This window comes from Streptomyces sp. NPDC099050 (assembly GCF_044759865.1).
Classification (GTDB): domain Bacteria; phylum Actinomycetota; class Actinomycetes; order Streptomycetales; family Streptomycetaceae; genus Streptomyces.
On the sequence record NZ_JBIWAE010000023.1, the window covers coordinates 36,612 to 62,846 of the forward strand.

Genomic DNA, 26,235 nt, shown 5'->3' on the forward strand with positions numbered 1-26,235 from the left:
TCAAGGCGCATGACCGACGGAATCAAATGGCAGAAGTCCTCGTTCTCGGGGCCGGACGACAATCAGAGTTGCGTCGAGCTGGCGCCCGTCGCCGGCGCAATCAAGATGCGGGAGAGTGACGACCCGGACGTGGTCGTGACCACCTCGGTGGAAAAGCTGCGGGCCTTCATCCTCGGCATCAAGGCCGGGGAGTTCGATCACCTGATCTGACACGCCCCGCACCCCGGCGCCCCTCGCCTCCCCAGGCCAGGGGCGCCCGGCACGTTCCGGCACACCTTTGGGACGGCACACCATTGCGACGGGGCCGTCCGTGACGCTACCGTCGCAGTACGTCACCGCGCAGCGGGCGGCCCACCAGGCCGCGGGCACGAGTGGCGCAACTCCCCCCTGCCCTGCGCCGGTTGCGGGGGAGTCTCAGCGCCGCACCCGCACCGCCGCTCGCCGCGGCCCGGAGGGGGCGGCCCCGCCGCTTGGCAGGAGGCATCCGCATGCTCGCGCGACGACATCACACACCGCCGACCGCTCCCGCCCGGGACGCGACCGTGGCGATCCTGACCGGATTCTGGTTCGAGGCGCTCTGCTACGCGGACGCGTATGCAGCCCAGAGGCCCGAACTGCTGGACCGGGCCATGCTCGACACTCCCGAGGAAGCCGTCCGGCTGATCCGGGTGCAGATCCGGACCACGCACCGTTCCTAGCCAGTGTGCATGAGTGAGTCTTGGACCCATTCATGCTTTCTGGGTGCATCCCGAACGGTTTTGGATGCACTGGGTCCCCGCGTTCTCTTCCCACTCGGCGGCACGTCTCCAGGGGCGTGGTCCGTTGTGGGTGGGCGGTTGCCGTCACGCCTGCGGGTGCCTGGTCCGGCCTGGGCGGTCCGATGCCCCACACGATCACTCCGGTCGTGTGGGGGCGGTGCCGTCCGACGCCGGATCGGGTGCCCGAGGGCGCGTCGCCCGATCGCGATACCGGCGGCATCGTGACGGGACATCTTGCGGCGCGGGGTGACCAGCGGTTTCTGCCAGTGCTGGCCTCCCCACTGGGAGGTGTACGCGGGATCGACCGCGACGATAGCGAGGCCGTGCTCGCCGGCCATCGAGGCGAGTCGGGCTTTGAGCTTGCCGGTCGGGATGCCGGAGATGAGCTGCCGGAACCGTTTCCTGCTGCCGTGCTTCTCCCGTGTCTTCTCGGCGGTGAAGTCGAGGTCTTCGATCGCGATGGCCTTGACGCCGACACTTTTCGCCCAGTGCAGCAGCCTGGTGATGGCATGGCGGATCTGCGCATCGCGGTGATCGGCGTTGCCGGACAGGTCGTAGGGGAAGCGGTGCGGGTCACCGACGGGGTTGCCGTGCCGGTCGAGCCGGTAGGCGGCGAAGTGGTCGGCGTTGGTATCGACACCGACCACGCCCTTCGCACGGGCGGTGGCCAGCGGGACCGTCTGGACGACAGGGCGTTGCCAGGAGGCGGTCAGATACCAGCACCCTCGTGTGACGTCCAGATGGATCCGGTAGGCCACGGCCCGATTCGCTTCGATACGGTCGGCCCATTCCGCGCCCCGGTGCGCGAACGCGATCCGGCAGGCCAGAACGTACCGGCCATGCTTGGCGTTGGCCAGGTGCGCGAGCGGGCCCGGGAGCTTGATACTGACCTCGCCGTCGGGGGTCACGCGGATCGTCTCGTTCCCGAACCCTTTCCCGGACTCGCCATCAGCGGCGAGAAACCAGCGTTCAGCTTCCCAGCGGGCACGCCACTGCAACTCCGTGAGCTCGGCCGCCGCCAGATGGTGCCGGGTGTTCGCCAGCCGCTTCCCACCCCGGACCACCCTGACCCGGCCCGCCCGCCAATCGGCCACCACAGCCGCATGCAGCTCTTCCAGAGCCGCGAGACGCCGGGACTTGCGAAACCACTCGCTCCTGGAGCGGTAGCCGCCCGCAGCCCGCTTGGTGCCCTTCGCCCCGATCGGGAGGGCAAGGCGGTGGCGCAGTGTCCGGATGCCTGCGTCCAGGTTCTGGATGTGCGCAGCCTGGCAACGCCGGGCCAGGGCCCACTGATCGTGGCTGGCCCTGGTGATCGCCCCGGCGATCCGCGACGACGACTCCCCCGTCAGCCCCCTCTTGCGGGCCGCCCACGTGTCGGTGGAATGGTCGGGGCCGTCCGCGCACCGCTGCTTGAGGTCGCGGGAGGCCAGAGCGCCCTGATGCGTGCCGACCAGCCGCAGGACTTCCTCGTCCCCGGCACTCAGGCGCTTGAGGCGGTCACGTACCGCCACACCGGACGGACCAAGCGCCACAAAGGAGGGAGCGACAGTGCGCAACCTCTTGACCGGATCAGCCATCGCCGACCGCCGCGGACAGAGCCCTGCGCGCCCGCACCTTCGCGGAGCGCCAACCGTGCAAGCCGGCACAGAAGACTGTCAGCCAACTGCCCTCACGGAACCAGCGATACGCACCTTGGGGACGTACACCCCGCGCACTCGCCGACACCTTGAGATCCATACAGACGACCGTAACGACACTCACCCAAATGGACCATCACTCACAAGAGTGGACCATAGAACCAGCAGTTCCCAACCCCTTCGCCCTGTCTCCGGACGAAGCGGCCCGCGCCCTCGCCTGGTCCGACGGCGGCGGCCGGATCCCCGCGCTCGCCGCCCTGCACCGGGGCGAGGTCGCCGGTTTCAGCATCGTCCTGCGCGACGGGATCCGCGCCGAGTGGCGGGTCCGGCCCGTCGACTACCTCCGGCTGACCGTCGCACACCGGCCCGGCCCGTGAGGAGGCGGCGGCCTCGGAGGAGCGCCACCTCCGCGCCCTGCGGTCAGCCCTTGGCGCAGATCACGTCGTACGGGCGGCCCACCGCCATGGTGAGCTGCATCGGCTCGGTGGTGCCGGAGGGGCACTCGGCCTTCGTCTTGACCAGGCCGAGCACCTTGTACGCGCCCGAGCCGCCCGAGGCGCAGGGGACTTCCCGCGCCTGGTCGGTGACGCAGTCGCCCTGCACCAGCTGGCCGCCGCCGGCGCCGGCGTCGCCGGGGTGGTCGCCGCTCAGGTTGCGGCCGCAGACGGTGTTGGTGGGGATGCCGCCCGACTTCGCGGAGCCGTAGGTCATGCTCACCTGGATCATCAGGTCGGTGCCGGGCGGGCACTGGATCGCGCCCGGCAGGATGCTGGCGTCCTTGATGTCGATCGCCTTGAAGGTGGCTCCGGACGCCGAGCACTTCCGCGGCCGGTAGCCGTCCGGCGGGTTGTCCGGGTCGGGGCCTCCGCAGTCGCCCACCGCCCACGTGCTCGACGTGTCGGAGGAGGACTCCGGATTCCCCGGGTCCTTGGACGCCGCGGCGGAGGATGAGGCGGAAGCCGTGGCCGAGGGCTTGGCGTCGGTCTGGTCGCCGTCCTTGCCGAGCCACTGGGAGGCTCCGTAGATGGCTGCGGCGACCAGAACGAGGACGAGGAAACCGGGGAGCTTGCTCCCGCGGCGCCTCGGGGCGGGCGGAGGCGTCACCTCGTACGGGTTTGCCATGCGCTCCTCCTGCGGTGAGGGGTGGCCTTCGGGCTTCGGAGTGGCCTTCGGGGTGGGGCGACGCGCCCCGCACTGAGACACGTCATGGACACCTCATGGTTCCATGCGAGCCGAACGCCGACCTCACCGCTCAGGCGCAGAGCGGCGGATCGTCCGCCATGGGGCGGAAGGTCACCGAAAGGTCCGAGTCGTGGCGGACGAAGCGCGCCTCGACCGCCGAGACGAGCATCATCGTGCCCGCCGTGTACGGGTCGTCCCAGACGGCCGCGTCCACGGCATCGTCCGGCACTTCCGGATCGGCGCGCCACCAGCGGCCGCCGAACTTCGTGAACCGGATCCCGCAGTGCACGTACAGCTCGTGCGGGTACGGGACCCCGAGCGCCGGGCCCGTCGGGTCGACCGGCACGCTCGGCAGCACCGGAGACACGGCGGGTGGAGCCGGAGGCGGTGTCCGGGACCCGTCGGCCGGCCACCACGGCGCCGCCAGGGCGACCACCACCGCGGCGGCCACCGCCAGCGCGGCACCGGCCGCCCGCCGGCGCCCGCGGATGCGGCCGGCCTCACGGACGACGGCGTGCGGCGTCGGCACCGCGACCGGCACCGCCGGCCCGTCCGCCAGCGCGCGCAGGGCGCGGCGCAACTCTTCTTCGGGGTACCCGTTCACCGCGCCTCCGCCTCGCTCACGCTCGTACTCAGGTCGGGGTGGGACCGCAAGCGGGTCAGAGCCCGTGCGGCCAGGCTGGTCACCGTGCCGGTCGGGCAGCCCAGGATCTCGGCCGTCTGCTCGACAGTCAGGTCCTGGTAGTAGCGCAGCACCAGGACGGCCCGCTGGCGCCGTGGCAGGCCGAGCAGGGCGCGTTCGAGCAGGTCCGATGCGGCGACCGCCTCGGCGGTGGACTCCACGGAGCCGGAGCCGGAGCCAGAGACGGAGCCAGAGCCGAGGCCGAAGCCGGAGCCGGAGCCGCCCGCGGCGTCGGGCACGGCCGCGTGGGGCAGCTCGTGGTGCCAGCGCCTGCGGCGCCAGGTGCAGTACGTGGTGACCATGACCTTGTGCGCGTAGCCGACCGGTGCGTCGTACCGGCCCGCGCGGGCCCAGCGGTCGTACACCTTGGCCAGGGTCACCTGGACCAGGTCCTGTCCCAGATGCAAGTCGCCCGTCAGCAGCCGCGCGGTGCGGAGCAACGGGAGTCCCTGCGCCGCGACGAACTCCGCAAAAGTTTCTTCGGATGGCTCCACCCGGCAACACCCCCTCACCCTCAAGACGACCCGGGGGTGCCATCGCATTGCACGGCGGCGGTACGAACACACCGGGGGGGCAAGGAAATGGTGCTGCGGGTGGCGGCTGCGCGCATGCACGCCCCGAGCGCGGCACGGCGGCCGCCACCCCACGACCCGCACTCGTCAAGGCAGGACCGGCCCTTGGCGTCCCCTCGCGACGAATCGTTCAACACAAGAGTGATCACCAGTTGACGAACCGTCAACACCTCGTTAGAGGTACACGCGCGGTTCCCGGATCGCGTCGCGGATTTCCGGACCGTCCAGGGCCTGCCCCCCGGGCTCCCCGGCGACCTCGTCCGGGATCCCCTCCGCGGTCTTCTCCTCGCGGTCGATCTCGCACCAGATCCGCTTCCCGGCGCCCTCGCGCTGCCAGCCCCAGCGGTCCGCCAGCCCGTCCACGAGCTCCAGCCCGCGCCCGCCCGTGTCGTCCCCCGCGGCCTGCCGCGGGGACGGGGCCCGGTCGCTCGCGTCCGCGACCTCCACCCGCACCCCCGGCTCCCCGAAGAGCATGCGCAGCACGGCCGGACAGCCGGTGTGCACGACGGCGTTGGTGACCAGCTCGGAGATCAGCAGGATCAGCGTCTCCGCGAGCGGCTCGTCATCCCCTATGCCGCAGCCCGCGAGCCGGGAGCGGGCCCATCGGCGGGCCCGGCCGACCTCGGCGGGGTCCGGTCCTACCTCCAGCTGAACCTGAAGCACCTGCACCGCTCACACCATCCGAACCGGCGGACACTTCGCCTCGCGACAGGACGGAGTCACCGAGTGTGACCCCGTTGCGGAGCAGCATGGTTGACATACAGTCACCACAACAAGCGCTTCGGGCATATTCCAGCGTGAAGGAGTAAGCGTGGTGCATACTGTGCGGCGCTCGCGCCGCTCAACCGCTCGCATTCCCGGGAGCGTACCGGAGCGGCCCCCCGCCTCCGGGCCGTAATGAGGCGGGCGAAGGACACAAACCGATATCAACTCTCCGTAATCGGACATGCGTCCCGCGCCGTCCCTCCCGCACCCCTCCGTCACAGCGAGCGAGCACACCGCTCGGCGGGTTCCGCCTACGACGCCGCCCCCTACTCGGACGCCGCCGCCTGCTCTGACACTGCCACCTACTCCGCCGCCGCCTGCTCGGCCGCCGCCACCTACTCCGCCGCCGCCAGCAGCTCCGCCGCCAGCGTCTCCTGCGCCTGCGCCGCCGTCCGCCACTGCTCCGCCCGCACCCAGGCCCGCTTCAGGTGCAGGTGCACGTCCGCCTCCCAGGTGAAGCCCATCCCGCCGTGCACCTGGAGGCAGTCCCGGGCATTGCGCACGGCCGCCTCGTCGGCCAGCAGCTTGGCTGCGGCCACCTCCGCCGGATCCGCCGTCACGGCGGCCGCGTAGACCGCCGTACGGGCCACCTCCGCGCGCACCAGCATCTGTGCGCACAGGTGCTTGACCGCCTGGAAGGCCCCGATCGGCTGCCCGAACTGCTCGCGCTCCTTCGCGTACCGCACCGCCAGCTCCACCGTGCGCAGCGCGCTGCCGAGCTGCAGGGCCGCCGTCAGCAGCGCCCCCTCGTCCCGGTACGTCCCCGCCGCCACCGGCCGCGCCGGTACGGACACCCGTGCCAGCGGGGTCAGCGGATCCGCGGAGCGCACCGGCTCCCCGGCGCCGTACCCATCGGCTGGCTCGACGGGCTCCCCGTCCGCGCCGAGCACCGCGTCGGCCTCCCCGAGGTGGGCCACCAGTGCGCCCTCCAGGTCGAAGGCCGTCACCACGGCCTCCCCCTCCGCGGCCCCCGCGACCAGCCCGGCGGCCAGGTGGGTGGCGACCAGCGGGCCGGGCAGCAGGGCCCGCCCGGCCTCCTCGAAGACGAGGACGGCTTCCGGCAGCCCGAGCCCGACCCCGCCCCGGTCCTCCGGGAGCCGCAGCGCGAAGAACCCGGCTTCGCCGAGCTCCCGCCACAGCGCCCGGTCCACCGACCGGCCGGTGTCGGCCGCCCGGTCCACCGACGCGCGCAGCGCCTCGCGGTCGTAGCGGCCCGCCAGGAGGTCCCGTACGCCCGTCCGCAGGTCCCGCTGGTCCTGCGTCGGCTGGAAGTCCACGGAACGCTCACCTGCCCTTCGGAAGGCCGAGGATGCGCTCGGCCACGATGTTCTGCTGGATCTGCGAGGTGCCCGCCGCGATCGTGTACGAGAGCGAGGAGAGCCGGTCCAGGGTCCACTCCTCGTCCAGCGACAGGGACCGCGCCCCCAGCACCTCGGCGGCCGTGTCGTACAGCTCCTGGCGCGCGTGCGAGTACGCCAGCTTGAAGACGCTGCCGCCGATGCCGGGGACCCCGCCGGAGCGTTCCGACTCGCTGACGTTCCACTGGGTGAGCCGCCACAGGGCGCCGAACTCCCCGTACAGCCGCCCGAGCCGGCGCCGCAGCACCGGGTCGTCCCAGCGGCCGTTGGCCTTCGCGGCTCGGGCCAGCTCGCCCAGGGTGCGCCGGCAGGCGACGACCTCGCCGACGAAGGCGGTGCCGCGCTCGAAGGACAGGGTCACCATCGTGACCCGCCAGCCGTCGTTCTCCGCGCCGACCCGGTTGGCGACCGGGACCCGTACCTCGTCGAGGAACATCTCCGCGAACTCCGTGGACCCCGCCAGGGTGCGCAGCGGCCGGACCGTCACCCCCGGCGCGTCCATCGGCATGGCCAGCCAGGAGATCCCCCGGTGCTTGGGGGTCTCCGCGCTGACGGGCTCCGTCCGGACCAGCAGCTCGCACCAGTCGGAGACCTCCGCGTGCGAGGTCCATATCTTGGAGCCGGTGATCACGTACTCGTCGCCGTCGCGGACCGCGCGGGTGCGCAGCGAGGCCAGGTCCGAGCCCGCGTCCGGCTCGCTGAAGCCCTGGCACCACATCTCGTCGCCGCGCAGGACGGGCGGCAGCCAGCGCGCGCGCTGCTCCGCGGTGCCCTCGGCGGCGATGGTCGGGCCGGCGTGCAGCAGCCCGACGAAGTTCGCGCCGACGTACGGGGCTCCCGCGCACTCGGTCTCCTCCAGGTAGATCAGGTGCTGGGTGGGGGTGGCCCCGCGGCCGCCCGCGTCCACCGGCCAGTGGAGTCCGGCGTACCCGGCGTCGTACAGCCGGCGCTGCCAGCCCGCGTCGTAGGCGCGGCGGCCCGGCCAGTCGTCGGGCGAGGGCCTGGGGGGCAGCCCGGGAAGCACCTGCGCGAGCCAGGCCCGCAGCCGGGCCCGGAACTCGCGCTCCTCCTCGGTATAGGTGAGGTCCACTACGCCTACCGCCCCGTCCGCCGGTCCTTGTCGAAGTCAAGTCCGAGCATACGGATGGCATTTCCACGCATGAGCTTGTATACGGTTTCTTCGTCGAGACCCTTGACGTGGTCGAGGGCGACCTCCTTGGTGTGCGGGAAGGTCGAGTCCACGTGCGGGTAGTCGGTCTCGAAGGTGGCGTTGTCGCGGCCGACGACGTCCAGCGAGGCGATCCCGTGTTTGTCGCGGAAGAAGCAGCAGAACATCTGCCGGTAGTAGTACGTGGACGGCGGCTCGGGGATCAGGTCCCTGACCCCGCCCCAGGCCCGGTGCTCCTGCCACACGTCGTCGGCGCGCTCCAGGGCGTACGGGATCCAGCCCATCTGGCCCTCGCTGTAGGCCAGTTTCAGCGTGGGGAACTTGACGAGCACCCCGCTGAACAGGAAGTCCATCATCGAGGCCATGGCGTTGTTGAAGCTGAGCGCGGCCTGTACTGCGGGCGGGGCGTCGGGGGAGGCGGCGGGCATCTGGGAGCTGGACCCGATGTGCATGTTGACGACGGTGCCGGTCTCCTGGCAGACGGCGAAGAAGGGGTCCCAGTAGCCGGAGTGGATGGACGGCAGGCCGAGGTACGTGGGGATCTCGGAGAAGGTCACCGCCCGCACCCCGCGCGCGGCGTTGCGGCGGATCTCGGCGACGGCCAGGTCGATGTCCCAGAGCGGGATGATGCAGAGCGGGATGAGCCGGCCCCCGCTGTCCCCGCACCACTCCTCGACCATCCAGTCGTTGTACGCGCGCACGCAGGCCAGGGCCACTTCCTTGTCCTTGGCCTCGGCGAAGGTCTGCCCGCAGAAGCGCGGGAAGGTCGGGAAGCACAGGGAGGCCTCGACGTGGTTGAGGTCCATGTCGAGCAGCCGCGCCTTGGGGTCCCAGCAGCCGCGCCGCATCTCTTCGCGGGTGATGCCCTCCAGGGTCATCTCGTCCCGGTCGAAGCCGACGGCGGCGATGTTGCGCTTGTACGGGAACTTCAGGTCCTCATAGATCCACCAGTCGGTGGGCGGGCCGTCGGGGTCCATGGTGATCACGTACTTGCCGCCGGTGTAGGCGAGCTCGCCGATGCCGGCGGTGAGCGCCTTGGGGCCGCGGTCGCGGTACTTGGCCGGCAGCCACACGTCGAAGAGGTGGGCCGGTTCGATGACGTGGTCGTCGACGCTGATGATCCGAGGCAGTTCCATGGTGTCCCCTCGCTGAAGCCGAAACTGAACCTGATGCCGAACCTGACGGCGAATCCGATGCCAAATCTGATGGAGCGTCAGAAATCTGGAACCAAGCTAGCCCCCCGCCCCTGGACCGACAAGCGTCCGCGCCCTACGCTCTGCGCTGGATCTGACTATCCGTCAGGTACACGTGGCGGCCAAGGGGAGGCGGGTCCGGGATGACGGACAACAGCACCGCAGTCGAACTCAGCCGGTCCCGCACGCTCTGGGACCTCATCACCCGCCGGGCATCCATGACCCCCGACGCCCCCGTCCTCATCGAGGCCGCCGAAGACCCCGCGAACGACCGGCGGCTCACCTTCGGCGAGCTGCGCGACCGCTCCGAGCAGGTCGCCGCCGGCCTCCACGCCATGGGGGTGCGCCCCGGCACGGTGGTCGCCTGGCAGCTCCCCACCCGCATCGAGACCGTGCTGCTCTCGGTCGCCCTCGCCCGCATCGGCGCCGTCCAGACCCCCGTCATCCCCTTCTACCGGGACCGCGAGGTCGGCTTCGCCCTGCGCGAGTCCAAGGCGGAGTTCTTCGCCGTCCCCGGCGTCTGGCGCGGCTTCGACCACACGGCGATGGCGCACCGCCTCGGCGCCCGCGGCGTCTTCGAGGCGTACGACTCGCTCCCGACGGGCGACCCGGCGGTACTCCCCCCGCCCCCCGGAGAAGGCGTCTCGGTCCGGTGGATCTACTGGACCTCGGGCACCACCTCGGACCCCAAGGGCGTCCTGCACACGGACCGCTCCCTCATCGCGGGCGGCTCCTGCCTGGCCCACGCCCTGCACCTGTCACCGGACGACGTCGGCTCGATGGCCTTCCCGTTCGCCCACATCGCCGGACCCGACTACACGGTGATGCTCCTGCTCTACGGGTTCCCGGCGGTCCTCTTCGAGAAGTTCGCGATGCCCGGCGCACTGGACGGCTACCGCCGCCACGGGGTCACCGTCGCCGGCGGCTCCACGGCCTTCTACTCGATGTTCCTCACCGAGCAGCGCAAGGACCCCTCCGCCAAGCTCATCCCCACCCTCCGCCTCCTCGCGGGTGGCGGCGCGCCGAAGCCCCCGGAGATCTACCACGCGGTCGTCCGCGAACTGGGCTGCCAGCTCACCCACGGGTACGGCATGACGGAGGTCCCCATGATCACGATGGGCGCCCCGGACGACACCGCGGAGCACCTCGCCACCACCGAGGGCCGGCCGCCGGAGGGCATGTCGATCCGCATCACGACCCCGGAGGGGACGCTCCTGCCCCCGGACACCGACGGAGAGGTCCGGCTGCGCGGCGAGGCCGTCTGTCAGGGATACCTGAACCGCGACCAGAACACCGGTGTCTTCGACGCCGACGGCTACCTGATCACCGGCGACCTCGGGCACCTCACGAAGGACGGCTACCTGGTCCTGACGGGCCGCAGCAAGGACGTCATCATCCGCAAGGGCGAGAACATCTCGGCGAAGGAGATCGAGGACCTGATCCACCAGCTCCCCGCCGTGGCCGACGTCGCCGTCATAGGCCTGCCGGACCCGGAACGCGGCGAACGCGTCTGCGCGGTCGTCGAACAGCCCCCGGGCGCAGCCCCGCTGACCCTGGCCGACGTGACCACGCACCTCCATGCGGAGGGCCTCTCCACCCACAAGCTCCCGGAACAACTGGAACTGGTCGAGGCCCTGCCCCGCAACGACGCCCTGCGCAAGGTCCTCAAGTACAAACTCCGCGAACGCTTCGCGTAGTTCACATCGCCGCCCACCCGGCCGGAAGAGGATCCGGCCGGGGGTCCTGGAGATAGCCGACCCCCAGTACCTGCGCCGGATCGATCGGGACGGGTGCGGGGGCTTTCTGCGTGCTTCCTGAGGTGCGAATAATCGAGAATCACCCCGGACAGCGGCCCCTCGGGTTCATCATGCTTGCGCTGTTGTGTCCGACGACGAGGGGAACAGCCATGGCCAGGCGACTGCGGGTCCTCGGGAGCACGTCCGGAGTGGGCGACTGCCCGACGCTCTATGAGGACCTGGACACTGGGGAAGTGCTCGTACAGGGGGACGCGGTGACCGACCCCATGGACGTGGCGCAGCTCAAGTACGTCAAAGAGGAGGAAGCGTTCGTGGTTGTCCCTCGGGCGCTGCTGGCGAACTTCTCCCCGAGGGAGGTCACGCACGTGCCGGAGTTCGTTCCGCAGCAGAAGATCAGCGAGTTCATCAACGACGGGTTCGAGCACACTGCCTGGCGGCTGGAGACCCGGAGTGGTTACGCCTCCGATCAAGCCATGCCGTCCTACCAAGAGTTCCTGCGGACCGGTGACACCGCCGGGGAGGTCGGGCACCCGTGGTTCGCCAACGTGCGGCGCATGGTCGACAGTGGCAAGCGGTTCGAGCGGGTTCGGATCGTGGACAACCCGCCGACCATTGGACAGCAGTACCTACTCGCGTGCGCCCGGACGAACGTCTCAGCCGGCGAGGACATCCGGCACCTGTGGCGGGACGACGCCGAGCGTTACGGCGTGAATCTCTCGGACTTCTGGCTGTTCGACTCCCGCACCGTGGCACGCTTCCACTTCGAGGGGGAGCGCACCATCGGCATGGAGCTGATCACTGACCCGGCCGAAGTACTGCGAGCCTGCCAGACGCGGGATGCCGCATGGCACCACGCGCTCCCGTACCGGGAGTTCACGGCTCAGGTACCGTCCGCTGAGTGAGTACGGACTTCTCGCAAGCCCGGGTTTCCCTCGGTGCGCGCCTACGGGAGCTGCGCACCGAGGGTGGGATCACGGGTCGCGAACTGGCTGACCGGCTTGAGTGGGGACAGTCCAAGGTCAGCAAGCTGGAAAACGGAAAGCAGACGCCGACCGTCGCCGATCTCACGGCATGGGCCGAGGGGACCGGGAACCCGGGAGCAACAGGCGAACTGGTCGGGCGCCTGCGTGGACTGGAGACGCAGTACCGATCCTGGCGTCGACAACTGGCCGGCGGATACCGCGCTGTACAGGAAGCGCACTGGGCACAAGCACAGAAGACGCACTCCCGCCGCAGCTTCGACCCCTCACTGATACCGGGACTCTTGCAGACCGCCGAATACGCACGTTCCGTCCTGACTCGGTACTCCACGATCCATACCGCCCCCAGGGACATCGAAGCTGCCGTGCAAGCACGCATGGGGCGCCAAGACATCCTCACGGATCAGGGCCGGTCGTTTCACTTCCTCATCTGGGAGGGAGCGCTACGCGCCCGGCCCTGTCCACCCACCGTGCTCTCCGCACAGCTCGACCGGATCGTGGGGCGGCTCGGATCGGGGAATGTCAGGGTGGGGATCGTGCCCTTCGAAGCGGACATGAACGTACCCGCCGGGGTCGGGTTCTCCGTGCATGACGACAGCCTCGTGATCACCGAGACATGGCACGCCGAGATGTGGTTGGACGATCCGGAGGACGTTGCGCTGCACGTTCGTGCGTGGGAGGCATTGGAGAGGAACGCTCTCTACGGAGCCGAGGCACATCGTGCGCTCGTACGGGCAAAACAGTTCTTGAGCCCGCGAGAATAACCGCGAATACGGCCCCTCAGGCTTCCCCCGCCTTGCCTAGCGTTCTGGCACACAGAGCCAGATGCGAAGGGCGGGACGGTGAGCCGAGACAGTACGAACATCACCGGGCGTAACGCGATGACGCTGCGCGTTTCTCGGGACAGCGGAAGGACACACAGCCCCGAGACCATCGCGACGAACGATCCGCCATCCCGTAGTCGGTTCTACCTCCGAACGCTCCGGGCGGTACCCAGGGCCCGGGACTTTACCCGGGTCGCCCTGGTGGACTGGCGGGTGGACAGCCGTACGGACGAGATCGTGCAGTGCGTGAGAGAGCTGGCGGCCAACGCCGTCCGTCACGGAGCACCACCCGGGCGCGGTTTCCTGCTGAAGCTGGTGCACGACGGACCAGTCATTCGGGCAGAGGTGCACGACAGCGGCGAACCGATGCCCCACCTCCCTCGAACCGGTGCGAGCACCGACGCGACGACCGGGCGGGGGCTGCTGCTTGTGGCTGCGCTCTCGGACGCATGGGGCGTGCGGGAGCGGAACCCCGGCAAAGCCGTCTGGACCGAGTTCCACCGCTGACAGAGAAGGGGCACCCATGGAATCTGCCGATCGTGCGCGGCTCGACACGTATTTCGGCAAGGTCGCCGAAGCGTTCACGCCTCACGAACGCCCGTCCTCGCTGCTGATCACTCATCTGCTGCCCGAGCGACCCGCGTTCGTCGGGGCCGTGGGCAAGGTGTCGCACCTGCGGGCCGTTCTGCCCAAGCCGAAGTCCATCCACGCTAGCGCTCGCCGAGAGATCGAACGGACCGTAGCGTGCGACGAGCTGTCCCGCGATATGTTCAGCGACCCCGACACCGCCGTGACGTACCTGGAGACCAGGACGGCCGGAGAGAGCGTCGTTCTGCTCGACGTGGGCGGCTACTTCGCTCCCTCGCTGGACGCGCTGTGCGAACGCTTCTCGGGAACCATCCTCGGCGTGGTCGAGGACACCGAGAACGGACACAAGCGCTACGCCGAGCGGGACAAGCTGCCGTGCCCGGTCGTCTCGGTGGCCCGTAGCCCTCTCAAAGACCCGGAAGACTTCTTGGTCGGACAGTCCGTCGTGTTCTCCGCCGAAGCGCTGTTGCGGCAGCGCGGGGACATCCTGCACGGGCGCCCGGCCCTGGTCCTCGGGTTCGGCAAGCTCGGGTCCAGCATCGCCCGTCTGCTGCACGTCAAGGGCGTTCGGGTCATCGTCTACGACATCGACCCCGTACGGCGCGCACAGGCCATGTCACAGGGCTTTGAAGTGGCCCGGGACCGGGACCAGGCCATAGCCACGGCTGGACTCGTTCTCTGCGCGACGGGGGCTCTCTCGCTGCGTGGCGAGGACTTCCCGCAGCTCAAGAACGGGGCCTACGTGGCGACCGTGACCAGCTCGGAAGACGAGTTGGAGCTGAGCGGACTGCCCTCGGGCTACATCCGTGACAGCGCCGGCGAGCACGTGAGTCGCTACAGCACGACCGGGCACTACTTCTATCTGCTGAATGGGGGCGAGGCGGTCAACTTCATCCACGGCGCGAGCGTTGGACCGTTCATCTTCCTCGTTCAGGCCGAGATCCTCGCGGGCGCGGCCATGCTGGCGCGCGGCGGGCTGGAGGCCGGCATGTACGAGGTACCCACCACCGACCGGGAAGCCATCGCGGCTACCTGGCTCCACTACTACAACAGGTGATTCGATGCCCATCACGGCAGACCACATCCGTACGACCCTCGCCGAGTACACCGACGTGCACCCCGAGGACAAGCATGCGCTCGCCCCTCTGGCCGAGCTCCTGGACCGGGACGCAGACGTGACCAGCCGGAAGGAGTTCCGTGGGCACGTCACAGCGGGCGCTGTGCTCGTCAACGACCGGGGTGAGGCGCTGTTCATTCATCACAACGCGCTCGGCAAGTGGCTGACCCCGGGCGGACACCTTGAGCCCGAGGACGCGAACCTGTTGGGCGCAGCACTCCGCGAACTGGTCGAAGAGACGGGAGTGACCCTCAGCATGGCTCCTGTCCAGCCCGCGCCCGTGCACATCGACGTACATCCGATCCCCGCGAACGACAGCAAGGGCGAGGGCGCCCACTGGCACGCGGATTTCCGGTACGTCTTCCGCGCGACCGGCGACCAGCCCGTGACGCTCCAAGAGGAGGAAGTCAGCGGCTACGCCTGGCGCAGCGTGGACACCATCACTGACGAGATGCTGCGGGCTCGGGTCGCCGCATCGCTTCGGTAGTCCAGCCTCCGCTCTCAGCCGGAACAGCAAAAGGCCCCGTTCGCCTGCCACTTCGTTCGGCAGGTTGGCGGGGTCTTACGTCGTGTATCGCGATGCAGCCAGGGTGTACGTGAACTCGCCCGCGCTCGGCCCCCGAGCAACGGTGCCGTCGTTCAGCTGCGTGACCACCGAGCGATGCGGACTCCACACCGCGTGGGCCATAGGTCCGGCTCCTCCTCGCGGTCGACGAAGATCCAGCCGCCTTCCTCGGCCGCCGAAGCCGCCTTCGCGGCCGGACCGGGACCGGTGGCGTTCCTACGCGGCCAACAGGCCCACGGGGCCGCCATGGCCGGAGGCGTGTAACAGGGGTAACCCCCATGGGAGGGCGAACTCCCGGGAATATGAAGCATAGTTCACATCGCTGGCCATGGCTGGTATATGCCGGAAGGGGTGCGCTACCGTCCCGGATCAACACGAACTCAACAGAGTCAGGTGACCCCGGCGGTGCGCCAACACCCCGGGGCCCGACACCGAAGGAAGAGGCCTTCCGTGCGTATCCAGATTAGCCCCCGCAAGCGTGCCTTCACCGTCCTCGGCAACGAAGTTCTCCGGGACCGGCGCCTCAGCTTCACGGCCCGAGGCATCCTCGGATACCTCCTCTCCCTTCCCGACGGCTCCCGCGAGGACGTCCGTACGCTCGCCGACAAGCACCCCGGGGTGGGGCGGCGCGGAGTCGCCAAGGCAGTCGACGAACTGGTCCGGTACGGGTACTACCTGCGGCGGACCGTGCGGGACCCGGAGACCGGACACGTCCGCACCGAGACCTTCGTCTACGACACCCCGCACACGGACGACCGCCCGGAACCTCCGCAGCCCGACCCGGACCCCGCTCAGGCCACAGACCCGGGAACCGGTGAGAGGGAGGGCGGAGAGACGGGAGCGTCCCCCTTGGGGACAAAAACTACGGGAGAAGAACCCTCCCTCCCCGAACCCGTCAAACTGACGGCGGCCTCCAGCCGGGGAGCCGCGCTCCTCGCTCGCATCGCGAGGTACGAACCCCGCCTCGCACTCAGCGCGACCGAGGCGCTCGTGCTCGCCCCACTCGCCGAACAGTGGCTCGCACACGGAGTGTCCGAGCTGGAAACCCGCTCGCTGCTCACCGACGGCCTGCCGCGGTTCGTCTACTCGGCCCGCGCCCTGCTCGCGGACCGCCTCGGCCGCAAGCTCCCCGCGCCACGGGTCCACAAGGACCCCGCCGCGCCCGCCGCGCCACCCGCCGAATGCGGCATCTGCCACGACCCGCACCCCAGCCCGGACGCCCCCTGCCGCAGCTGTGCGGAACCCCGCACGACGGCCCCTACGGCCCCGCTCTCCCCCACCGAGGTCGCCTCCCTGGCCGACATCGCCCGCCGCGCCCTGCGCGGCATGCCCGCCCTCACGACCCAGGGCTGCTCTCAGCCGACGTGAGTGCGGGCTAGACGGTGCTCGCGGCTGCCGCCGCCAGCGCGGCGACGCGGGGGGCGAGGGAGGGCGCAGGGGGCTCGTCCAGGAGGAACACCCAGGCGAAACAGGAGCCGAGCACGGCGGCGTGGACGAGTGCGGGGTCGGCGGGCGAGGTCAGTTCGCCGCGCGCGAGGGCGCGGTCGAGCAGCCTTGTCACCTCGGCTCGCTCGCTGGCGATGAAAGTGTCCTGGAAGCGTGCGGCGATGTCGGGCTGCTGCTTGATTTCCGCGAGCAGGCCGGGGAGAGCGGGGGTGACCGCCGGGTCGCAGAAGAGTCGCAGGATCAGGTCCGCGAGCGCGGTGAGGTCCCCGAGCAACGATCCGGTGTCCGGCAGTGGTTCGGTTTCGCGCCCGTGGACGAGCGCGGAGAAGACCAGTTCGCTGCGCGAGGCGTGGCGGCGGTAGATGGCCGCTTTGCCCACGCGCGCCTTGGCGGCCACCGCGTCCATGGTCAGCGCCGCGTATCCCGACTCCTGCACCAACTCGCGTACCGCGTCACGGATCGCGTCGTCCACGCGGGTCTCCCGTGGCCGGCCGGTGGGTTGCTTCGAGGGCTTCATGGCCCCATGATACGAAACTATGAGTATCGGAACTAGCGGTAACGTAATCATGTCGGCAGGCGGGACCCGCGCACGCACCCTGAACACCTGGGCCGGGCGCAGCATGACCGCCATCGGCACCGCGCACATCGTCCTGTTCAGCGTCAGCACGTGGTCGAGATGGGGGGACTGGCTCGGCGGTGAGCTGCGCGGAGCCGACATCACGGACCCCGCCATCGTCGCCTCACGGGCCGACTTCTGGGCCCTCCCGGGCAGTCTCGCCGTGCCGCTGATCCTGCTCGGACTCCTCGTCACGCGGATGGCGCGCGCCGGCCAGGGGATCCCCCGTTACGCGGGCTGGATCCTGGGCGCATGGGTCCTCGTGAGCGCCTGGATCCTGGGACCCTCCGGCTTTGTGCTCGGCCTCGTACCGGCCGTGCTGCTCATCCTCGCGCAGCGCACGCCCTCCCGGGCCGCCCGCTCCTGAACTCGGACCTGGCCGAGCGGGGCCTTGGGGCGATAGCGAGCTCGTCCGTTCGCACGACCGGACCTCGCCGCCGCCCCTGCGCGCCGCAGACGTTACGCGTCCGGCGCCGCCACCCCGCAGTAGCCCGCGAAGGCCGCCAGGATCTCGTCCTCCGTGATGCGGCCGTCGCCGTCCGCGTCCAGGGCCGCCGCGACCGGGTCCGCCAGCTCCACCGGCGTGCCCAGCACGCGCAGCACGCGGGCCGTCGCCGCCGGGGTCGCGCCGGGCCCGTCCGGGTCCGCCGCCGCGATCACCGCGCGCAGGAACGGCCGCGCGATCTCCGCGAACCGGTGCGGGTTGTCCCGCAGCCGCTTCGCCGCGCCCGTGACGAACTCCTCGCGGGACACCCGCTGGTCCCCGTCCACGTCCGCGATGCCGGCCATGCCCTGCCAGAAGGCCTCCGCACCTGCGAAGACGGCCTGGCCCTTGTCGGACCGGGCGGCGACGGCGAATTCGGCCAGGACCGCCCTGGCCGCCGTACTGAAGTCCTCCCGGTCGATGTACCCCGACCCGTCCTGGTCGAAGGTGGCGAAGCGGGCGGCGATCTTGCGCTCGTATTCTGCGCTGTCCATATTCGGCGTTCCGCCTTCACATATGCGGTGGGGTGCAGTTCAAGACAGGACAGGAGCGTAAGCCCTACGTGGCCTGCGCGTTAAGCGAAGCGGGCAAGGAGGTGGCCGCATCGAACCAGCGCACGAGGAGCGCGGTGGGGCGCGTACGCATGTACCCATGCGGCGGGCCCCGCATCCGCGTTCACGCCGTGCGACGCCTCTATCACGCAGGGCGCGGTTCCTGGACGAGGTTCTGGCAAAACGGGCGCACACCGCTTCATGCCCACTACATTCGAGTGGTCGACACACGGCTGAAACCGGGAATCCGGCTGGGGGCACGATGCCGAAGGACGCACCACCGCGCTGGGACCGCCGCATGCAACAACGCCTGGCCCGCGGCGAGGCCGCCGCGCTCGGAGAGCTGTACGACCGCTTCGCCTCGCTCGTGCACAGCCTCGCCCACCGGGTGCTCAACGACGAGAAGGCCGCCGACCGGGTCACCCGCGAGGTCTTCGGGTACATCTGGGAGAACCCCGACGCCTACGACCCCAAACAGGGCTCCATGCGTTCCTGGGTCGCCCGCATCACCCAGGGCCAGGCCGTGGCCCGCCTGCGCCAGGCCGAACTGGGCAACGGCTCCCGCGAGGAACTGGAGCAGAAGGTGCGCAGCGCCAACGCGGCGGCCCGCGCCGACTTCATCGTCACCTCCATGCCGGCACCCCTGCGGGCCGCGCTCGAACTCGCCTACTTCAAGCGCCGCGACTACCGCCAGGCCGCCGCCGATCTCCAGATCAGCGAGGACGAGGCCCGGCGCCGGCTGCGCCTGGGCCTGCAACTGCTGTCCACGGCCAACGCCGTGCCCCGCGACGACACCGTGCCGCCCGGGTACGGCCCCTCCGGATATGGAACGCCCCGATGACGACGCCACCGAGCCCCTTCGGCGAAGACGACGGCGAGGAGTACGAGCGGCCGCCGAACCCCGGCGGCGGCCCGGCGCGCATACCGGGCCCGCGCGGGGCGGCCGACGACCTCGACCTCTCGGGGCCGGGGTACGTGCCGTCCGCCGAGGGGCCCCTGGACCCCGACGGGCCGGCCGACCCCGACGGGCCGGTGGACCTCGACTCCCTGGACGCCCTCGACGCCCTGGACGATGCCGAGTACGCGAAGTTCACGGAGTACCCGGTGGTGACCTCCTTCCCGGCCGCACCGGCACCCGCCGAGCCCGAACCGGAGCCCGAGCCCGAGCCCGAACCGGAGCCCCTCCCGGCCGCGCCGCCGCCCAGCCACGCCGTACTGAAGTCCCTGCTCGGCGCCTGGGCCCTCGCGGCCTGCTCCGCGGAGGAGACCCAGGCCGTCGAGGACCACCTCACCGAATGCGCGCCCTGCGCCGAGGAGGCGCTGCGGCTGCGCGACGCCGTGGGGCTGCTGCACCCGGAGGAGAGCCTCGACCTCAAGCCGCTGCTGCGCTCGCGCGTGCTGGAGGACTGCCTCGGCAAGCGTCCCGCCCGCATCCCGGTCCCGGTGTGGGCGAGCCCGTACGACACCGAGACGGCGCGGCTCGACGCGCTGCTGCGGGACTTCGGGGACTCGGAGTGGCACACCCCGGTCCGGCTGAAGTGGTTCGAGGAGGAACGCCGCCAGACCCGCCGGACCACGGTGGCCGGGGTCATCGGGCACCTGCTGGCGGTGGACGGCCTCGTGGCCTCCGCGCTGGGCCTGGACGACCCCCTGGGGGCGGAGGCGTCCGCCGGCACCCCGGCCGAGCGCACGGAACGGTTCTGGGAGGACTCCCCGTGCCCGACCACCCGCCGGGTCCGCGAGCCGTGGCGGGAGCAGGGCCACACCCTGGTCCGTACGGTCTCCTTCGCGGGCCGCGGGGTGGCCGAACTGGACGTGGCCTACGGCGGCTTCGCCCTGCCCCTCGGGGACGCCTTCCTGGAGCGCGCCTTCGAGTGCTGGGTGCACGCCGTGGACATCGCGGAGGCGGTGGACTATCCGTACGGGCCGCCGTCCGCGCCCCACCTGAACCGGATGATCGACCTGGCGGCCCGGCTCCTGCCGGCGGCCCTGGCCGGGCGACGGCGGGCGGGACTGGCCGCGCCCGCGCGCGGGCTGGTCGCGGCGGGCGCACCGGGCCGGACCCTGCACCTGGAGATCGAGGGTGCGGGAGGCGGCGGCTGGGACATCGCCCTGGACTCCCCCGCGGCGAGGCCCTCACCGGACCACACGGTGGCCCGGATCGCCCTGGACGGCGCCGAGTTCTGCCAGCTCGCCGCGGGCCACATCTCCCCGGAGGACGCCGCGGTCGGCCAGAACGGCGACCGGGAGGCGATCCGCGACGTCCTCTTCGCGGCGGCCTCGCTCAGCCGGATGTAGGGCGCCCGCCCTGCCGACCGGGCCCGGTCGGCGGTTACGTGAAGACGACCGTCCGGGTCCCGTTCAGCAGGACCCGGTGCTCGCTGTGCCACTTCACGGCCCGCGCCAGCGCCTGGCACTCCACGTCCCGGCCGATCGCCACGAGCTGGTCCGGGGTGACCTCGTGCCCCACCCGCTCGACCTCCTGCTCGATGATCGGGCCCTCGTCCAGGTCCGCCGTCACGTAGTGCGCGGTCGCGCCGATCAGCTTCACGCCCCGGGCGTGCGCCTGGTGGTACGGCTTCGCGCCCTTGAAGCTCGGCAGGAACGAGTGGTGGATGTTGATGATCCGCCCGCTCAGCTCCTTGCACAGGGTGTCCGACAGCACCTGCATGTACCGCGCGAGGACCACGAGATCGACCTCCTCGGCCCGCACCAGCTCCAGCAGCCGCGCCTCCGCCGCCGCCTTCGTGTCCTTCGTCACCGGGATGTGCACGAACGGGACCCCGTACGAGCCGACCAGTTCCTCGAAGTCGGTGTGGTTCGAGACCACGGCCGCGATCTCCACCGGCAGCGCGCCGATCCGGTGCCGGAAGAGCAGGTCGTTGAGGCAGTGCCCGAACTTCGACACCATCAGCACGATCCGCATGCGCTCGTCGGAGCGGTGGATCTGCCAGTCCATCCGGAAGCTGTCGCCGATCGCGGCGAAACTGGCCCGCAGCTTCTCGACCGTCACCGGGGCGTCGGCCGCGAAGTGGACCCGCATGAAGAACAGGCCGGTGTCGCGGTCGCCGAACTGCTGGCTGTCCTCGATGTTGCACCCGGTCATGAACAGATAGCTGGACACGGCGTGCACGATGCCCTGCTTGTCCGGGCATGAGAGGGTCAGTACGTACTGCTGCGTGGCCTGGGGCTGCGGGTCGTCGCTCATGACCCCACAGCCTTCCACATCACACCGCGCGCGTGAGGATCCTCAGGACGTCCAGCGAGCGCGGCCGCGCGTCCGGGTCGTCCCCGTCCACGGTCGCCAGCCGTACGTGGGCCTCGCGCGCGGCCCGTACCGCCTCCGGCCAGGCGTGGTGCTCCAGGTATCCGGAGACCGGGGCGTCGGGGCCGATCTGGTGCATGATCCGCAGCACCCGCAGCACGGCGAGGTCCACGAGGGCCGCCTCCTGCGAGTCGCGGAAGATCGTGCCGACGTACTTCTCCGCGGACCAGCTGTCGAGCCAGGTGTCCTCGACGAGCCGGTACACGGCGTCGGTGACGTCCCCGTACCCCTCGGCGCCGGCCAGCCAGGTGTCCTCTTGGAACGCGGGGTCGGAAAGCATGTGCAGCGCCGAGCGCACGTTGCTGCGCCAGCGCCACCACGGCATGTCGTTGAGGGGCATGCCGCCCATGGTGGAGGAGCGGCCGCCGTGGCGGGAAGAGTTCTTCGAACCTTGGGCGAATGTCACGCTTTCGATCGTACGTTCCCGTCCGGCGTGATCTTCAGGCGCCCGCACCCGACGGCCCGGACCCGACCGGTGCTCACCGAGCGTGCGGGTGACCCCCGTAATTCACCTCGACGTCACCCGATGTTGCGCACACCTCACACTTCAGTTACCCGGGGCGCGGAATGGTGCATGCACATGACCACCCGGCGAAGCGCAGCGGCACTCTCCCGAACCTTTCTGGCCCGGACCACGGCCATGGCGATGGGCGCGTGTCTCGTCGCCGGCTGCGGGGCGCTCCCCGGAGGCTCGGGGGGCTCCGGGGGCGCCGACACCCTCACCGTCATGACCTTCGCCCCGGAGGACTCCAGGGCGACCAACATGCCCGGCCTGCCCGGCATGGCCAAGGCCTACGAGCGCTGGGTCAACTCCAAGGGCGGCATCAACGGCCGCAAGCTCCGCGTCCTGACCTGCAACGAGCGCAACACGCCCACCGGCGCCGCCGACTGCGCCCGCAAGGCGGTCGCCGAGAAGGCCGTCGCCATCGTCGGCTCCTACAGCCAGCACGGACGGGCCTTCCTGGCCCCGCTGGAAGTCGCGGGCATCCCGTTCATCGGCGGGTACGGGCTCTCCCCCGAGGAGTTCCAGTCCCCGCTCTCCTACCCGGTCAACGGCGGCCAGCCCGTCCTGGTGGCCGGCGCCGGCCACCAGCTGGGGCGCACCTGTGCCAAGGTCGCCCTGGTCCGCCCCGACACCCTCGCCGGCGACTCCCTGCCGGGCCAGCTCAACGCCGGCCTCAAGGCCAACCAGATGGCCGGGGCCAGCGACATCCGGGCCTCCGAGGACTCCGCGGACCTGCGCGCCCAGGCCAGCGAGGCACTGACCGCCACCTCCCCCGGCGGCGCCTCGAAGGGCGACGCCTCCTCCGCGAAGGACGGGAAGGACGGGAAGGAGAAGGGCTGCGTGGCCGCCGTGCTCGGCGCCCGCACCGAGACCTTCTTCGACGCCTTCCGCCGCGCCGACGTCCAGAACCGCAAGCCGCAGATCTCCTCGGTCCTCGGCTCGGTCAGCCAGGCCCTGGTGGACCGCACCGGCGGCAAGGAGAGCCCCTTCGAGGGCGCGTACGTCACCAGCTGGTACCCGGTGTCCACCGACCCGCTCTGGACGCAGATGCGCAACGTCATCTCCGACCACGCCTTCGGGGACAACGCCGTGGAACCCGACGACAGCGGTGCCCAGAACACCTGGATCGCGTACACGGTGTTCAGCGAGATGGTGAAGCGGTTCAAGGAGGACGAGGACATCACCGGGCGCACCCTCACGCGCAAGCTCAACCAGGCCGAGCCCGTCGAGACCGGCGGCCTGACCCCCGACCTCAGCTGGCGCTACCAGGACATGCGCGCCGTCTCCGGCTTCCCCCGCATGGTCAACGGACGGGTCACCTTCCAGGTCGTCCAGCAGGGCCGGCTGGTCGCCCAGCAGGGCGGGGAGCAGTCCATGGACATGACCAAGACCCTGGAGCAGGCCCCCCGTTCGTAGGACGCCCCCGTCGGGGATCTGGGCGATGACGGTCGGCCATGCCCTCGACATCTCAGTCTCCAAGATCCCCGACCTCGTCGCCCGCGATCAGCTCTGCGTCTCCTCGCGGCGTCCCATGGCGGCCGCATCGGGTATGACGAGCAGCTTGCCGGTGGTACGCCGAGCCTCCAGATCGCTGTGGGCCTGGGCGGCCTCGGACAATGCGTAGCGGCCCGTCACGGTGACCTCGAGCGCCTTGGAGCGCACCCACTCGAACACATCGGCGGCCCGTCGGAGCAGTTCGGACCGATCGGCGATGAAGTCCCCGAGGCTGGGCCGGATCAGGGTCAGCGAACCGCCGTGGGCGAGCCGAATCGGATCAAACGGCGGCACGGCACCACTTGCCGCGCCGAAGAGCACGAGATGGCCGCGGGTTCGCAGGCTGGCGAGGCTCGCATCGAAGGTGTGCGCGCCGACGCCGTCGAAGACAACCGGCAGTCCCTGACCGCCGTTGAGCCGCCTCACCTCGGCTGCGAGATCGTCGACCGCGGAGGAAAGGATCACCTCAGCGGCCCCGGCACGCTTCGCCAGCTCGGCCTTCGCCGTGGTCGACGTCGTGCCGATCACCCTGCCGCCGAGATGGGTGATGAGCTGGGTCAAAAGCAGCCCCATGCCGCCAGCGGCCGCATGCACGAGCACCGTGTCGCCCCCCTGAACCGGGTAGGCGTCCTTGACGAGATAGTGCGCGGTCATGCCTTGGAGGAGCACGGCGGCGGCCGTCTCGAAGCCGATGTCGTCGGGCAGCGGCACCAGCCGGGAGGAGTCCACGACGGCCCGCTCGGCATACGTGCCGGGAATCTCCACCCAACCGACCCGGTCCCCGACCGCGACGTCAGTGACGCCGGGTCCGACTTCGACGACCGTGCCGGCGCCCTCAGCGCCCGGGGTGAAGGGCAGCGGGAGGCTGTACCGGCCTTCGCGGTGGTAGACGTCGAGGAAGTTGACCCCGGATGCGGCGACCTCCACGATCGCCTCGCCCGGACCCGGCCGCGGCTGGTCCACCCTGGCCTCCTGCAGCACCTCGGGACCGCCCACTTCGTACACCTGAATCGCTCGCATGACCCTCCGATAACGGCTCGTCCCCACCAACCCCGTTGATGGCTCATCCCCCACCAACCCCGTTGACGGCGAACCGATTCCCGGCCGGCAGACCAGCCCACCGCCCCCGCCGAGAGGCCATGCGCCTAGAGCTGGCTTTTGTCCCGCTTGGTGAGGTCGTACTTGCCGGCGATGCTGTTCCACAGGCTGGACGCGGTCTCCTTGGCCCTGGTGGCGTCGCCGCTCGACTTGTTCCCGTCCGAGGCGTTGTCGGTGGTCCGGGCCTTGCCGTCCTTGCACTTGTCGCCGTCGGACTTGATGTCGTCCGCCCAGTCCGCGTAGCTGTTGTCGGCCTCGGCGGAGGACTTCCACGCCTTGGTGAGGGCGGCGGTCAGCTTCTTCTCGTTCGGGAGCTTGTCCACCTTGAGCTCCTGGAGCCGGGTCACCAGCTCGTCGCGCTGCCGGGCCGCGTCGCGCAGGTCGGTGGCCGCCTGGTCCAGGTTGTTACAGCTCTTGATGTCCTCAACGGCCTTGATCACCGCGGACCGGCTGTCGTTGCTGTCCGCGAGGAGCTTGTCGAGCTGGACCGCCTGCGGCTGCGCGGGGTCCAGCGGTACCTCCGCGGCGTCCGCGGCGGAGCTGCCGGGGGTGGGGGTGGGTGCCACGGCGACCGGGTCGTTGTTCTGCGCCTTGCCGTCGCTGAGCAGCGCACCGACCCCGAGCCCGACGACGGCCAGGCCGATGACCACGGCGGCGATGATCGCGGGAGAGACCTTGCGGGGGGCCGGCGGCTCCGCGAAGGGAGGCTGCTGCTGGAACTGCTGCGGCGGCGGCGCGAACTGCTGCTGCGGGTGCTGCGCGTACTGCTGCTGCGCGAAATGCTGCTGCTGTTGCTGCTGCGGGTGGGGGCGCTGCGGCGGCTGCCGGCGGAGCACCGGCTCCTGGACGGGCGGCAGTTGCGCGGTTCGCTGCAACTCCTCGCCCCGGAACAGCCCGTCGAACCCGGCGGCGGGATCGGCCGGACCGGCCGGCACCGGCGGGATGTACTGCGTCGCGGCCTCGCCGTAGGAGGGGCCCGCGGGGATCGGGGCGATGTACTGGGTGGCGGCCTCGCCGTGCGCGGGGCCCGCCGGGACCGGCGGTATGTACTGCGTGGCCGCCTCGCCGTGCGCGGGCCCCGCGGGGATCGGCGCGATGAACTGCGTCGCCGCCTCCTCGTGCGCGGGGGCCGCGGGCACCGGCGGAATGTACTGGGTGGCCGCCTCCGGCAGCGGCGGGTAGCCGTAGCCGTGGGGGTCGCCGGGGCCCTCGTAGCCGGGGCCGACCACGTGACCCTGCGGGTAGCCGTAGCCGTAATCGGGGCCGTCGGGTGCGGGGTAGCCGTAGGAGGGCTGGCCGTACGACGGCTGGTCGTAGGAGGGCTGACCGTAGGAGGGCTGGTCGTAGGAGGGCTGACCGTACGACGACGGCTGGCCTTGCAGGTGATCCGGCTCCCCGCCGGGCTGCGCGGGCGGCTGCGTCGGCGGCTGTGCGGGTACGTGCGGGCCCCACGGCTCGCCTCCCTGCGGGCTGCCGCCCTGTCCGCTCTCCGTCACCGGAACTCCCTCTCCGACCTGTCCGCGTCTACGGAACCGTCGGCTCACGCTACCGTTCCCCGCCGAGTTTGACA

General features: G+C 70.8%; 28 protein-coding genes. 14 read left to right on the forward strand and 14 right to left on the reverse strand.

The features are described 5' to 3' along the window. Positions 1-9: 9 nt before the first annotated feature. On the forward strand, positions 10-210 hold the full coding sequence (locus tag ACIQV3_RS31365; RefSeq protein WP_403717966.1) for a DUF397 domain-containing protein: 201 nt from the start codon (positions 10-12) through the stop codon (positions 208-210). A gap of 278 nt (positions 211-488) precedes the next feature. Further along, positions 489-698: a hypothetical protein gene (locus ACIQV3_RS31370; RefSeq protein WP_403717969.1), complete on the forward strand. Its 210-nt coding sequence runs from the start codon at positions 489-491 to the stop codon at positions 696-698. On the opposite strand, the gene ACIQV3_RS31375 is transcribed toward ACIQV3_RS31370, so the two are convergent. Next, entirely contained in the window at positions 695-2,335 is a 1,641-nt protein-coding gene (locus ACIQV3_RS31375; protein WP_403717972.1) for an IS200/IS605 family accessory protein TnpB-related protein, read from the reverse strand. The two genes, ACIQV3_RS31370 and ACIQV3_RS31375, sit on opposite strands and share 4 nt — an antisense overlap. A 188-nt stretch (positions 2,336-2,523) precedes the next feature. On the opposite strand from ACIQV3_RS31375, the gene ACIQV3_RS31380 reads away from it, so the two are divergent. Continuing rightward, the gene (locus ACIQV3_RS31380) at positions 2,524-2,772 is read left to right on the forward strand and encodes a hypothetical protein (RefSeq protein ID WP_403717975.1); all 249 of its coding nucleotides are present in this window, start codon (positions 2,524-2,526) and stop codon (positions 2,770-2,772) included. A 43-nt stretch (positions 2,773-2,815) separates the two neighbouring features. On the opposite strand, the gene ACIQV3_RS31385 is transcribed toward ACIQV3_RS31380, so the two are convergent. The 7 genes from ACIQV3_RS31385 to ACIQV3_RS31415 form a co-directional block, all read right to left on the reverse strand. Further along, a complete protein-coding gene (locus tag ACIQV3_RS31385; protein WP_403717978.1) occupies positions 2,816-3,517 on the reverse strand; it encodes a hypothetical protein in 702 nt (233 codons plus the stop codon). 130 nt (positions 3,518-3,647) lie between these two features. Next, the gene (locus tag ACIQV3_RS31390; RefSeq protein WP_403717980.1) at positions 3,648-4,181 is read right to left on the reverse strand and encodes a hypothetical protein; all 534 of its coding nucleotides are present in this window, start codon (positions 4,179-4,181) and stop codon (positions 3,648-3,650) included. Then, positions 4,178-4,699 carry a SigE family RNA polymerase sigma factor gene (locus ACIQV3_RS31395; RefSeq protein WP_403717982.1) on the reverse strand — a complete coding sequence of 174 codons (522 nt, stop codon included), beginning with the start codon at positions 4,697-4,699 and terminating at the stop codon, positions 4,178-4,180. The genes ACIQV3_RS31390 and ACIQV3_RS31395 overlap by 4 nt, the downstream gene beginning before the upstream one ends. Before the next feature lie 306 nt (positions 4,700-5,005). Then, entirely contained in the window at positions 5,006-5,500 is a 495-nt protein-coding gene (locus ACIQV3_RS31400; protein WP_403717985.1) for an ATP-binding protein, read from the reverse strand. Positions 5,501-5,931: 431 nt separating this feature from the next. Further along, the gene (locus ACIQV3_RS31405) at positions 5,932-6,873 is read right to left on the reverse strand and encodes an acyl-CoA dehydrogenase family protein (protein ID WP_403717987.1); all 942 of its coding nucleotides are present in this window, start codon (positions 6,871-6,873) and stop codon (positions 5,932-5,934) included. A 7-nt stretch (positions 6,874-6,880) separates the two neighbouring features. Then, positions 6,881-8,044 (reverse strand): acyl-CoA dehydrogenase, encoded by a 1,164-nt coding sequence (locus ACIQV3_RS31410; RefSeq protein ID WP_403717989.1) that lies wholly within the window; start codon positions 8,042-8,044, stop codon positions 6,881-6,883. Positions 8,045-8,049: 5 nt separating this feature from the next. Next, on the reverse strand, positions 8,050-9,258 hold the full coding sequence (locus tag ACIQV3_RS31415) for an amidohydrolase family protein (RefSeq protein WP_403717991.1): 1,209 nt from the start codon (positions 9,256-9,258) through the stop codon (positions 8,050-8,052). A gap of 200 nt (positions 9,259-9,458) precedes the next feature. Between ACIQV3_RS31415 and ACIQV3_RS31420 the strand changes: the two genes are divergently transcribed. The 7 genes from ACIQV3_RS31420 to ACIQV3_RS31450 all read left to right on the forward strand — a co-directional run bounded on the left by ACIQV3_RS31420 (position 9,459) and on the right by ACIQV3_RS31450 (position 16,514). Next, positions 9,459-11,012 carry a class I adenylate-forming enzyme family protein gene (locus ACIQV3_RS31420; RefSeq protein ID WP_403717994.1) on the forward strand — a complete coding sequence of 518 codons (1,554 nt, stop codon included), beginning with the start codon at positions 9,459-9,461 and terminating at the stop codon, positions 11,010-11,012. Between the two features lie 209 nt (positions 11,013-11,221). Continuing rightward, positions 11,222-11,974 carry a DUF6879 family protein gene (locus ACIQV3_RS31425; protein ID WP_403717997.1) on the forward strand — a complete coding sequence of 251 codons (753 nt, stop codon included), beginning with the start codon at positions 11,222-11,224 and terminating at the stop codon, positions 11,972-11,974. Next, the gene (locus ACIQV3_RS31430; RefSeq protein WP_403717999.1) at positions 11,971-12,816 is read left to right on the forward strand and encodes a helix-turn-helix domain-containing protein; all 846 of its coding nucleotides are present in this window, start codon (positions 11,971-11,973) and stop codon (positions 12,814-12,816) included. The genes ACIQV3_RS31425 and ACIQV3_RS31430 overlap by 4 nt, the downstream gene beginning before the upstream one ends. Positions 12,817-12,933: 117 nt before the next feature. Beyond that, the gene (locus tag ACIQV3_RS31435; RefSeq protein ID WP_403718003.1) at positions 12,934-13,383 is read left to right on the forward strand and encodes an ATP-binding protein; all 450 of its coding nucleotides are present in this window, start codon (positions 12,934-12,936) and stop codon (positions 13,381-13,383) included. Positions 13,384-13,399: 16 nt separating this feature from the next. Further along, entirely contained in the window at positions 13,400-14,521 is a 1,122-nt protein-coding gene (locus ACIQV3_RS31440) for an adenosylhomocysteinase (RefSeq protein ID WP_403718007.1), read from the forward strand. Between the two features lie 4 nt (positions 14,522-14,525). Next, positions 14,526-15,068: an NUDIX hydrolase gene (locus ACIQV3_RS31445; protein WP_403718010.1), complete on the forward strand. Its 543-nt coding sequence runs from the start codon at positions 14,526-14,528 to the stop codon at positions 15,066-15,068. 528 nt (positions 15,069-15,596) lie between these two features. Beyond that, a complete protein-coding gene (locus tag ACIQV3_RS31450) occupies positions 15,597-16,514 on the forward strand; it encodes a helix-turn-helix domain-containing protein (protein ID WP_403718013.1) in 918 nt (305 codons plus the stop codon). Positions 16,515-16,521: 7 nt separating this feature from the next. Here ACIQV3_RS31450 and ACIQV3_RS31455 read toward each other — a convergent pair whose 3' ends face one another. Next, positions 16,522-17,109 (reverse strand): TetR/AcrR family transcriptional regulator, encoded by a 588-nt coding sequence (locus ACIQV3_RS31455; RefSeq protein WP_403718016.1) that lies wholly within the window; start codon positions 17,107-17,109, stop codon positions 16,522-16,524. 49 nt (positions 17,110-17,158) lie between these two features. Here ACIQV3_RS31455 and ACIQV3_RS31460 point away from each other — a divergent pair, with 49 nt between their 5' ends. Then, positions 17,159-17,575 (forward strand): DUF6463 family protein, encoded by a 417-nt coding sequence (locus ACIQV3_RS31460; RefSeq protein ID WP_403718020.1) that lies wholly within the window; start codon positions 17,159-17,161, stop codon positions 17,573-17,575. A gap of 92 nt (positions 17,576-17,667) precedes the next feature. On the opposite strand, the gene ACIQV3_RS31465 is transcribed toward ACIQV3_RS31460, so the two are convergent. Then, a complete protein-coding gene (locus ACIQV3_RS31465) occupies positions 17,668-18,186 on the reverse strand; it encodes an EF-hand domain-containing protein (protein WP_403718023.1) in 519 nt (172 codons plus the stop codon). A gap of 319 nt (positions 18,187-18,505) precedes the next feature. On the opposite strand from ACIQV3_RS31465, the gene ACIQV3_RS31470 reads away from it, so the two are divergent. Together ACIQV3_RS31470 and ACIQV3_RS31475 are read left to right on the forward strand one after the other, a co-directional pair. Beyond that, positions 18,506-19,084, forward strand: coding sequence for a sigma-70 family RNA polymerase sigma factor (locus ACIQV3_RS31470; protein WP_403718025.1), 579 nt, complete (start codon positions 18,506-18,508; stop codon positions 19,082-19,084). After that, the gene (locus ACIQV3_RS31475; protein WP_403718029.1) at positions 19,081-20,541 is read left to right on the forward strand and encodes a maleylpyruvate isomerase N-terminal domain-containing protein; all 1,461 of its coding nucleotides are present in this window, start codon (positions 19,081-19,083) and stop codon (positions 20,539-20,541) included. Before ACIQV3_RS31470 ends, ACIQV3_RS31475 begins: the two co-directional genes overlap by 4 nt. Before the next feature lie 34 nt (positions 20,542-20,575). On the opposite strand, the gene purU is transcribed toward ACIQV3_RS31475, so the two are convergent. Continuing rightward, positions 20,576-21,451 carry a formyltetrahydrofolate deformylase gene (gene purU, locus ACIQV3_RS31480; RefSeq protein ID WP_403718034.1) on the reverse strand — a complete coding sequence of 292 codons (876 nt, stop codon included), beginning with the start codon at positions 21,449-21,451 and terminating at the stop codon, positions 20,576-20,578. A 19-nt stretch (positions 21,452-21,470) separates the two neighbouring features. Further along, positions 21,471-21,917 carry a hypothetical protein gene (locus tag ACIQV3_RS31485; RefSeq protein WP_403718208.1) on the reverse strand — a complete coding sequence of 149 codons (447 nt, stop codon included), beginning with the start codon at positions 21,915-21,917 and terminating at the stop codon, positions 21,471-21,473. Between the two features lie 231 nt (positions 21,918-22,148). On the opposite strand from ACIQV3_RS31485, the gene ACIQV3_RS31490 reads away from it, so the two are divergent. After that, positions 22,149-23,489: an ABC transporter substrate-binding protein gene (locus ACIQV3_RS31490; RefSeq protein ID WP_403718037.1), complete on the forward strand. Its 1,341-nt coding sequence runs from the start codon at positions 22,149-22,151 to the stop codon at positions 23,487-23,489. Positions 23,490-23,576: 87 nt separating this feature from the next. Here ACIQV3_RS31490 and ACIQV3_RS31495 read toward each other — a convergent pair whose 3' ends face one another. Next, the gene (locus ACIQV3_RS31495; protein WP_403718039.1) at positions 23,577-24,587 is read right to left on the reverse strand and encodes a quinone oxidoreductase family protein; all 1,011 of its coding nucleotides are present in this window, start codon (positions 24,585-24,587) and stop codon (positions 23,577-23,579) included. Positions 24,588-24,712: 125 nt separating this feature from the next. Continuing rightward, positions 24,713-26,161, reverse strand: a complete 1,449-nt coding sequence (locus ACIQV3_RS31500) for a hypothetical protein (RefSeq protein ID WP_403718041.1) — start codon at positions 26,159-26,161, stop codon at positions 24,713-24,715. Positions 26,162-26,235 lie beyond the last annotated feature (74 nt).

Bases quoted from the DNA above. Each gene is read 5' to 3' on its own strand.
- ACIQV3_RS31365 (WP_403717966.1), top strand. From the start codon at position 10: ATGACCGACGGAATCAAATGGCAGAAGTCCTCGTTCTCGGGGCCGGAC.
- ACIQV3_RS31370 (WP_403717969.1), top strand. From the start codon at position 489: ATGCTCGCGCGACGACATCACACACCGCCGACCGCTCCCGCCCGGGAC.
- ACIQV3_RS31375 (WP_403717972.1), bottom strand. From the start codon at position 2,335: ATGGCTGATCCGGTCAAGAGGTTGCGCACTGTCGCTCCCTCCTTTGTG.
- ACIQV3_RS31380 (WP_403717975.1), top strand. From the start codon at position 2,524: ATGGACCATCACTCACAAGAGTGGACCATAGAACCAGCAGTTCCCAAC.
- ACIQV3_RS31385 (WP_403717978.1), bottom strand. From the start codon at position 3,517: ATGGCAAACCCGTACGAGGTGACGCCTCCGCCCGCCCCGAGGCGCCGC.
- ACIQV3_RS31415 (WP_403717991.1), bottom strand. From the start codon at position 9,258: ATGGAACTGCCTCGGATCATCAGCGTCGACGACCACGTCATCGAACCG.
- ACIQV3_RS31420 (WP_403717994.1), top strand. From the start codon at position 9,459: ATGACGGACAACAGCACCGCAGTCGAACTCAGCCGGTCCCGCACGCTC.
- ACIQV3_RS31425 (WP_403717997.1), top strand. From the start codon at position 11,222: ATGGCCAGGCGACTGCGGGTCCTCGGGAGCACGTCCGGAGTGGGCGAC.
- ACIQV3_RS31435 (WP_403718003.1), top strand. From the start codon at position 12,934: ATGACGCTGCGCGTTTCTCGGGACAGCGGAAGGACACACAGCCCCGAG.
- ACIQV3_RS31440 (WP_403718007.1), top strand. From the start codon at position 13,400: ATGGAATCTGCCGATCGTGCGCGGCTCGACACGTATTTCGGCAAGGTC.
- ACIQV3_RS31445 (WP_403718010.1), top strand. From the start codon at position 14,526: ATGCCCATCACGGCAGACCACATCCGTACGACCCTCGCCGAGTACACC.
- ACIQV3_RS31455 (WP_403718016.1), bottom strand. From the start codon at position 17,109: ATGAAGCCCTCGAAGCAACCCACCGGCCGGCCACGGGAGACCCGCGTG.
- ACIQV3_RS31460 (WP_403718020.1), top strand. From the start codon at position 17,159: ATGTCGGCAGGCGGGACCCGCGCACGCACCCTGAACACCTGGGCCGGG.
- ACIQV3_RS31465 (WP_403718023.1), bottom strand. From the start codon at position 18,186: ATGGACAGCGCAGAATACGAGCGCAAGATCGCCGCCCGCTTCGCCACC.
- ACIQV3_RS31470 (WP_403718025.1), top strand. From the start codon at position 18,506: ATGCCGAAGGACGCACCACCGCGCTGGGACCGCCGCATGCAACAACGC.
- ACIQV3_RS31475 (WP_403718029.1), top strand. From the start codon at position 19,081: ATGACGACGCCACCGAGCCCCTTCGGCGAAGACGACGGCGAGGAGTAC.
- purU (WP_403718034.1), bottom strand. From the start codon at position 21,451: ATGAGCGACGACCCGCAGCCCCAGGCCACGCAGCAGTACGTACTGACC.
- ACIQV3_RS31485 (WP_403718208.1), bottom strand. From the start codon at position 21,917: ATGGGCGGCATGCCCCTCAACGACATGCCGTGGTGGCGCTGGCGCAGC.
- ACIQV3_RS31490 (WP_403718037.1), top strand. From the start codon at position 22,149: ATGACCACCCGGCGAAGCGCAGCGGCACTCTCCCGAACCTTTCTGGCC.
- ACIQV3_RS31495 (WP_403718039.1), bottom strand. From the start codon at position 24,587: ATGCGAGCGATTCAGGTGTACGAAGTGGGCGGTCCCGAGGTGCTGCAG.